Consider the following 8,158-nt stretch of genomic DNA (forward strand, 5'->3'; position numbering starts at 1 on the left):
TTATCCGATGGATAGAACTACACTCATTACTAACATTCTTGAGAAGCGTAAACCCCTTGCTCAGAGGATTCAAGTGGTACAGGGGAACTTGAAAACTCTTTCCACAGCCCTGCATCAAGTGGAGGAGTACCGCAATCACCTTTTAAAACAAGTTGATGATCCGAATGTTATTGGGAGACTTGAAGAGATTAGTTTTTCTAACATTCAGTTGACTATTGCCTCTGAGTTAGAAACCTTAACTAAGCTAAAAAACCGTTTTTCTCGCGATACTCTCAATATAGGTGTAGTGGGACGTGCTAGACAAGGAAAAAGCCGTCTCCTGCAAAGTTTAACCAGATTAAGTGCAGCCGAAATCCCTGATGGCGATCGCCAACATTGTACAGGGGTTCGGAGTACAATTCACCATAACCCCAATGTCGATACTTATGGAGAGGTGTGGTTTCATACGGAGCGATCGTTTTTAGATGAAGTGATTACTCTTTACTATGAAAAACTTCGTTTAGGCATAAAACCTATCACTTTAGAAGAATTTGCCAATAAACCTTTACCACAATTACCTCAAGATATCCCTGGTTATGCAGCACCAGGGGCAATGTATGAACATTTAAAGCGATATCATACTCACCTAGATCAATATCGTCATCTCTTCAAAGAAACTTCCCCTCTAATTATTCAGAAACATCAGATTCGAGAATATGTTTCTCAAGATACTCTTGATGGTCAACGAATTTTATTTAACTATTTAGCGGTTAAGGAAGTAAAAATTACCTGCACATTCCCGAATGTTGATATTGGGAAAATTGCTTTAGTAGATATGCCAGGTTTAGGAGATACCGGACTTGGAGATGAAGAAAGGTTAATTCAAGCATTAGGAAAAGATATTGATTTTGTTTTATTTGTGAGAATGCCTAAATCTGCCGGGGATTATTGGGCAGATGTAGATGTTAAATTATACGATACGGCTCGTTCAGCTTTAGCTGATTTGCCAGTTAACTTATGGTCATTTGTGGTACTTAATAGAACTAATGCCGAATCAAATAATGGCGATAATTTGAAAAATTGCCAAGATTTATTGGATACAGTAGAAGAAAAACATATTAAGGTAGAAAAATCTTTGATTGCTAACTGTGGTAATGACACAGAAGCAACTAAACTTTTAGATCAAGTTTTGGATTATTTAACTAATAATATGATCGTTCTCGATCAACAATACACTTCTGCTTGTCAAGAACGTTTAAAAGAAATTAATAAAATCGTCAATGCGGAATTAAACAAAGCCAAAACCATCTTCAATCAAAATGTAGAAGACGATTCTCAAGAAACTGAAGAACTCTTTAGCGATTTATTCGGAGATAATGATAGTGGCTGGTGGAAAGACGTTGCATTAGGACTTCAAGGACTGAGAACACAGCTTTGGTATCTGCGTCAAACTCCCAATGAAGAGTTACATAGTGGTGTCATTGCTGCTATTGAAAATTGTGAACAAGATAAAGGTATTTTATCTTCAGAAAATGCTCTACAAGAGATTAATGATCGAATTATGATTAGTAGTGCATTCCGAACTTATCCTGATTATCAAGATGAACTGAGGGTATTTATCTCTCATCGTTTCTTATCTTTAGATGAAAATCTCAAGCGGACAGTGGAATTAGCAAAAAATCAGGTTGTTAATGTTTTAAAAGAAAAAGGACGTTTAAGCATCATAAGCAATACCGAAGGTTCGGAGTTTTTTACTGAAATCTCTGAACTCATACCAGAACGTTTTACAAAGCTAAAAGCCGGATTTAAAATCATAGCAGGCTTTCAATTATCATATCGTGGATTAATTCTTCCACGTATTCGTCAACACCTAGACGGACTTACTAATATTAGTGCTATGACGGGTCAATCAGGAGGAATTTCGGAACAACAAGATAAAACACTTACTGTTTCTAAAGATACAACTGCTGAAGATATTTTAACGGCTCTGGAAATCGATTATGATAAAGCGATTAATACGATTAAACCAGCCATAGAAGAATTGCTGTGTGAACCTAATGAAGCGGTTCATGCAATGGTAGAGGAATTTATTGATAACATCATTCGTCAAAAAGACATTCAAAAAGAATGGAAAAATTTTCTCCGAGGACTTCGGGGAAAGATATGGTCAGACATTTTTGGAAAAAAAGAAAGGGATAGAGAGATGAGAAAAGAATGGCTGGACTCAGTTAATCAAGTTACTCTAGTTAATCAACTTGAATCTTTTAATTTAGCTCAATAGTAGTGAGGAAAAATTATGACAGATGGAAATGAAGAATTAAAAATCATTATGGTTGCTCTCAGAGGAATGGGTAAAACCAGTCTTTTAGCAGCCATGCACGAAGAATTTCGCAAAACCTTCGATAGAGCTAATCTTGATACTTGGGTAGATGATAACAATACATTACGCGCCATAGAAGAATGTAAGTCTGTCTTGAAAAATATAGATGCAAAATTAGAAAATAAAGTTACTCCTACGCAGCCTAAAGACAACCCTTGGAGTGACCAAGGTTTCAGCTTTGAGCTTGGTAGTAGTGGAAAAAAGTTTATGAAATTGAGGTTCACCGATCCCTCTGGTGAATACTTTAATCCAAATGCGTCAGATGAACAAAGACAATATGTTAAAAGACAGCTAAATGAATGTGATGCTGTAGTAATTCCTATTGATGCTACTGCACTCATGCAAAAAAAGACGGGAAAAGTAAATAATGCAGAAATCGGCACATGGCATGAAGAAAAAAATAGTTCTCAGCGCATTACCCAACTATTAAAAGATGCTTATACTAATGTAAAATCGCCTAGATTAGTGATTTTAGCTCCTGTCAAGTGCGAAACCTATACTAAAACACCTAGAGATGCAGAAAGCTTACTATACCATGTCAGAATCGGATATGGTGAATTACTCAATTTTTTTAAATCAGATTCTTTAATTGATAAGGTAGCTGTAGTAATAGCTCCAGTCCAAACTATTGGAAATGTAGTTTTTAGTTATGCCAAGACTGATAACGATGGGTATACAAAGTTTTACTACCATAAAACTCCTATTAATGCTCCCTACGAACCGAAAGATGGCGATCAACCTCTGCGATATATCTTATTGTTTCTCATTAATGTTTTCTTAGAAAACAAAAAAGAAATTCTTAAAAAAGAACAAGAGAATTTAAAAGCACTTACAAGTGAGCTTGGTAAGGATAAAAGTAAGCTAGACAATGCAAAAAGAGAATTTGATGAAAAACAAAAACTCTTAAATGAACGTAATAATACATGGTGGTTAGCTAGAGCTATATTCAATATCTTTGATGATAGAGAATCACGGTACTATACAGCGAAAGAGCAATTTGACCAAAAACAAGTTGATTTTCAAGAAACCCAATCAAATGTTGAAACAACTTCGCTCAAAGTTCAAGCAACTCAAGAAGAAATTAATGCATTCAATAATGCCTTATATAAATTTGCGATCGGCTGTAAAAATAATGATGGGTTTGCGGTTGTTCAAGGGCATAAATGGTTCAATGTTCCCCAGTCTATTTTCTAGCGAGCAACAAGGATGGTTGAGTTATGAGTAACTTTGAAATCTATGTTAAAACTTCCGCACTAGGCAAGACAGGTATTCACTGGCGTCGGATCGAGAGTGAAGAACGTCAGCTTGTAGAAGTTCCTAGTTTGATCAAACATCAAGTTATAGGAGAAGAAAATGGTCAAATAACTATTGTTAACGATTTAATTGATGAAGTTAAGCCCTCTCTACTTATATTTAGAGATAAGAATGGCGAAAAGCTTCTATTAGAAATTACAGGAATTGAATCACCCCAACGCTCTATTAGGCTGGGACGAAAAGTTTTCAATTCTATGGTTTGGATAGCTGATGATATAGAAGAAAACGAAGTAGTCTTACGAAAGATTGCTTATAGCGCAATCCAGAATATTTTACAGAAAGATTTTTCATTAAGTGAAATGATTGAGAAATCAGTAGAATTCTATGGACTAGAAGAATTTAGAGTCAATCTAAAAGAAATTAACGAATATATTGGGCATATTCAACCAGTTGATAGTCATCATTTTAGTGATATAGAATCATATCAAGAATATCAAATAGAACATAAATCGTCTGAAAGTTTAGATAAATTGGCAGAAGAACTCCAAAATTATGCCCTACCTAAACAATGGGTGAATTGGGATGGAGAAACAAAAAACGATGGCGTTTTAATTGTTGTGACAGAAAATTTAGAAAAAAGAACTATTCTGCACAAAGCTGGAGTCTGGAGAGGTTTTGCAACTAATGTAGAAGAACCTGCAAAAGTAGTTGAATTACAGGAAAAAAAAACGAAAACGTTGCCACCAGTGGAGACACTACCAGCAGAACAGACTCAAATACCCCATCAACCAATTTCAACTCCTTGGCGCATAATCATAATGCTGATAGTGGGGATAATAGTGATATTGTTCATAATTCTCGGATTCCCATCCCCGGTGCAAGCTCCACATCAACCGGAGAAGAATCCACAATTGTATTTGTTGAGGTAAGTAAATCGATAGTAAATATAGTAAATTTTGTAGGAGATGTGGTTTCCTCATTATTAACAGAAGAAACCATAACATCTTTAATGTCTCGATTAGATGATGAACAAAATTGGAATTTATTTTATATTGTCAATTTCTTAAACTTATATTACTATTACTCACCTGATACTTCTCCTTCTCAAAAACATGACATAAGTATTTTATATGGAGAGCTAATTCAAAAAATAAAGCTTAAAGACAAAGAGTACAAGTGCGACCTTGCAGAACAGTTTAAAAAAATAATGAGTTTATATGGAGAGCTAATTCAAAAAATAAAGTGTGAAGGCGAAGACTACAAGCGCAAAGTTGAGGAACAGTTTCAAAAGAGTCATCAAGGATTAGATTCTAAAGATAACAACAAAATTCCTAATCATCCTGAGATTATTAATAAATTTAATGTTTTAAATAGTCATGAAAAACAAAATTTGAAGTATCTTGGTTGGTTTATTTTATATTGCAAAATCTATAGGTTAGATATAAATGATCCAAAGAGGATAACGCCGATTTGGCAGCGTTACTCTCGCTTAATTGAGCAGATTAAATGTTTGCCTATTAATGAACGGATTTAATATGAGTGTAATTTGAACTTTGCCTAACAAACATTTGCAGTATAATCAATCACGCAAAAGTTAATCATAATTTATAACCCCTAACTGTTTTTGCTTGCTGACGCCATTGTTGCACTAATTCGATCGCCGGACATAAATCTCGTCGCTGCATGGTTGCTACCTGGAAGCGCAAAACTTGTTGATGCAATCTGTGCGTGGGAGTTTCTGCCAACTGTGCCACCGAACCTATACCTGCATGAAGCAATAATCCGCAATATTGCGTCCCCACACTGGGAATGCGAGCCAAATCCGCCAAAGCTACCCATTTATTTACATACTGAAGATGAACTTGTAATTTATTTGCCAACGCCACCTTAGATTGCAAACTATTTCCTTGTTGAAAGAGCGCTTTTGTGGTAAATATCCCGCAGTTTTGGAGTTGGACTAGTTCTTCCTGACCTAATCCTGGCAATTGTTCAATCGACCAATCGCCAGTTGGCGTATTGTCCAATTTAGCTTGATTTTTAACAGACATTTTTTACCTGAGAAATAAGTTTGTTTAACTATTGTGACAAATTCACTCGTTGAGATCCTTGTCGATAGTTAGATAACAACAAGAACATTACGCAGTACTGTAGAGTTAGTAATTCTAACTCCAACAGTTTGAGCCAATGTTAAATAAAAACGGAAGCTTGAGGAGAAAAGCGATCGCCAACATCCTTGTTGCCATAACAACCGCGCTAACTTCTGCGGGGTTAGTCAGCTGCGGTAACGACGAACCAAAGCCACAGACTGAAACCCAGCAACAAAATCAACAAAATACTCAGTACAATAATCAGACTAACCAAAAGCCTATCCGGTCTAACAACGACCAAAAAGACGACAAAGACGACAAAGACGACCAAAAAGACGACAAAGACGACCAAAAAGACGACCAAAAAGACGACCAAAAAGACGACAAAGACGACGACAAAAAGTAGGGACTGGGGATTAGAAGCCCCGACGATTAAAATCGCGGCTACACAAACGCTCGTCCGCCTACCTTGGACTAACCTGAAAATAGGGTTTTAAATTTAATCTGACGAGAGTAATAAAAGAGCGTTAGGAAAAGAATTATTACCAATGCTCATTGCGAGCGTGCCCATTGCCCAATAGACATAGGAGTGAAAATGAGTGTAGAGACTATTCTGTGCTACGTCTGTTGGGGTTCAGATAACGCATCATTAAATTCGGTCGATGTCTAATGCCCAATGCCCCATGCCCCATGCCCATTGCCCATTGCCCAATGCCCAATGCTGATACAAAACACTTCTAACTCCCTTGTGGATACTCTACGGCAGCGAAGACAAAAACTAGCCAGCCTAATTGATTTTCCGGTAATTCTCTGGTCAGGAAACAACAGTCCGCGTAACTTTCCAGCAAATGTCTTTCCTTTTCGCGCTAGCAGTCATTTCCTCTATTTTGCGGGACTTCCCTTACCAAACGCGGTAATTCGCTTAGAAGCTGGAAAGTTAGAACTATTCATGGACGATCCTAAACCGAGTAGCGCTTTATGGCATGGAGAAACGCCAATTAGAGAAGAAATCGCCGAAAAAATTGGCGCGGATGTTGCTAAACCAATGGTGGAATTAGAATTATCAGTAGAAGGTGCGGCAACAATTGCCGTGCAAGATGCTGCCACTTGGACTCAGCAGTCGCAACTCTTGGGTAGATTAGTATTACCGCAAATTCAGCCAGCCGGAATTGACTTAGAGTTAGCCAAAGCAATTGTTACAGTACGTCTCACCCACGACGAAGCAGCATTAAGCGAGTTAAGAAAAGCGGCTGCTGTCACCATCGAAGCGCATAAAGCTGGTATGCGTGCTACAACTAGCGCCAAAATAGAAGCAGAAGTCCGGGCAGCGATGGAAGCAGCGATCGTGGCACATAACATGACTACTTCCTACAACAGTATTGTCACCGTTCATGGCGAAGTTTTGCATAGCGATCGCTATCACCATTCTTTGCAACCTGGTGATTTACTACTTGCTGATGTCGGTGCGGAAACTGAAATGGGTTGGGCTGCTGATGTCACTCGCACTTGGGCTGTATCTGGAAAATTTTCATCTACCCAGAGAGATATTTATGATGTCGTATTGGCAGCTCATGATGCGTGCATTGCCAAAATCCGTCCTGGTGTAGAGTATAAAGATATTCATTTACTAGCTTGCAGCGTCATTGCGTCAGGTTTGGTAAATTTAGGCATTTTCAAAGGAAATCCGCAAGACTTAGTAGAAATGGATGCTCACGCACTGTTTTTCCCCCACGGAATCGGTCATTTGCTGGGTTTGGATGTGCATGATATGGAAGACTTGGGGGATTTGGCAGGGTATGAAGAGGAAAGAGAAAGAAGCGATCGCTTTGGTTTAAGCTACCTACGTTTAAATCGTCCCCTCCGTCCCGGAATGTTAGTTACAATCGAACCTGGCTTTTATCAAGTCCCTGCGATTTTAAATGATGCTAACCTGCGCTCAAAGTATCATAACATCGTCAATTGGGAGCGTTTCTCTCAATTTGCCGATGTACGCGGAATCCGCATTGAAGATGATATTTTAGTTACAACAGAAGGCAGCGAAGTTTTAACAGCCGCATTGCCAAATCAAGCCAGTGCTGTAGAGGATTTGGTTAGTGGTTAGTCGATAGTGGTTAGTTGTTAGTGGACAGTGGTTATTGCTGAAAAAATAACCCTCTAACTCCAAACTCCAAACCCCTAACTCCAAACCCCTAACTCCTAACTCCAAACTCCTAACTCCTAACTCCTAACTCCTAACTCCTAACCCCTAACTCCTAACCCTCTTTTATGACTCTGGAGAGAGAATAATAATTATGAAGCCCCGACGATTAAAATCGCGGCTACACAAACAAAGTCCGCCTACGCGGACTAACCTGAAAATAGGGTTTCAAATTTAATCTGGCGAGAGTAATAAAAGAGCGCTAACCCCTAACCCCTAACCCCTAACTCCTAACTCCAAACCCCTAACCCCTAACCCCTA

The 8,158-nt window shown here is 38.2% G+C and carries 7 protein-coding genes; 6 read left to right on the forward strand and 1 reads right to left on the reverse strand.

The features are described 5' to 3' along the window. The first annotated feature begins 7 nt into the window (after positions 1–7). Genes OGM63_RS02045 through OGM63_RS02060 form a run of 4 tightly spaced genes read left to right on the forward strand, consistent with a single transcriptional unit; the run spans position 8 to position 5,147 of the window. Positions 8–2,260: a GTPase family protein gene (locus OGM63_RS02045; RefSeq protein ID WP_263743833.1), complete on the forward strand. Its 2,253-nt coding sequence runs from the start codon at positions 8–10 to the stop codon at positions 2,258–2,260. Positions 2,261–2,275: 15 nt separating this feature from the next. Further along, a complete protein-coding gene (locus tag OGM63_RS02050; protein WP_263743834.1) occupies positions 2,276–3,553 on the forward strand; it encodes a TRAFAC clade GTPase domain-containing protein in 1,278 nt (425 codons plus the stop codon). Positions 3,554–3,576: 23 nt separating this feature from the next. After that, the gene (locus OGM63_RS02055; protein ID WP_263743835.1) at positions 3,577–4,542 is read left to right on the forward strand and encodes a hypothetical protein; all 966 of its coding nucleotides are present in this window, start codon (positions 3,577–3,579) and stop codon (positions 4,540–4,542) included. Between the two features lie 38 nt (positions 4,543–4,580). Continuing rightward, the gene (locus OGM63_RS02060) at positions 4,581–5,147 is read left to right on the forward strand and encodes a hypothetical protein (RefSeq protein WP_263743836.1); all 567 of its coding nucleotides are present in this window, start codon (positions 4,581–4,583) and stop codon (positions 5,145–5,147) included. Positions 5,148–5,211: 64 nt separating this feature from the next. Here the strand turns inward: OGM63_RS02060 and OGM63_RS02065 are convergent, their stop codons facing one another. Then, the gene (locus tag OGM63_RS02065; RefSeq protein WP_263743837.1) at positions 5,212–5,661 is read right to left on the reverse strand and encodes a DUF4332 domain-containing protein; all 450 of its coding nucleotides are present in this window, start codon (positions 5,659–5,661) and stop codon (positions 5,212–5,214) included. Between the two features lie 136 nt (positions 5,662–5,797). On the opposite strand from OGM63_RS02065, the gene OGM63_RS02070 reads away from it, so the two are divergent. After that, a complete protein-coding gene (locus OGM63_RS02070) occupies positions 5,798–6,106 on the forward strand; it encodes a hypothetical protein (RefSeq protein WP_263743838.1) in 309 nt (102 codons plus the stop codon). A 312-nt stretch (positions 6,107–6,418) separates the two neighbouring features. After that, a complete protein-coding gene (locus OGM63_RS02075; protein WP_263743839.1) occupies positions 6,419–7,801 on the forward strand; it encodes an aminopeptidase P family protein in 1,383 nt (460 codons plus the stop codon). Positions 7,802–8,158: the final 357 nt, after the last annotated feature.

The sequence above is a fragment of the Plectonema radiosum NIES-515 genome (assembly GCF_025753815.1).
Classification (GTDB): Bacteria; Cyanobacteriota; Cyanobacteriia; order Cyanobacteriales; family Nostocaceae; genus Hassallia; species Hassallia radiosum_A.

Bases quoted from the DNA above. Each gene is read 5' to 3' on its own strand.
- OGM63_RS02045 (WP_263743833.1), top strand. From the start codon at position 8: ATGGATAGAACTACACTCATTACTAACATTCTTGAGAAGCGTAAACCC.
- OGM63_RS02050 (WP_263743834.1), top strand. From the start codon at position 2,276: ATGACAGATGGAAATGAAGAATTAAAAATCATTATGGTTGCTCTCAGA.
- OGM63_RS02055 (WP_263743835.1), top strand. From the start codon at position 3,577: ATGAGTAACTTTGAAATCTATGTTAAAACTTCCGCACTAGGCAAGACA.
- OGM63_RS02065 (WP_263743837.1), bottom strand. From the start codon at position 5,661: ATGTCTGTTAAAAATCAAGCTAAATTGGACAATACGCCAACTGGCGAT.
- OGM63_RS02070 (WP_263743838.1), top strand. From the start codon at position 5,798: ATGTTAAATAAAAACGGAAGCTTGAGGAGAAAAGCGATCGCCAACATC.
- OGM63_RS02075 (WP_263743839.1), top strand. From the start codon at position 6,419: ATGCTGATACAAAACACTTCTAACTCCCTTGTGGATACTCTACGGCAG.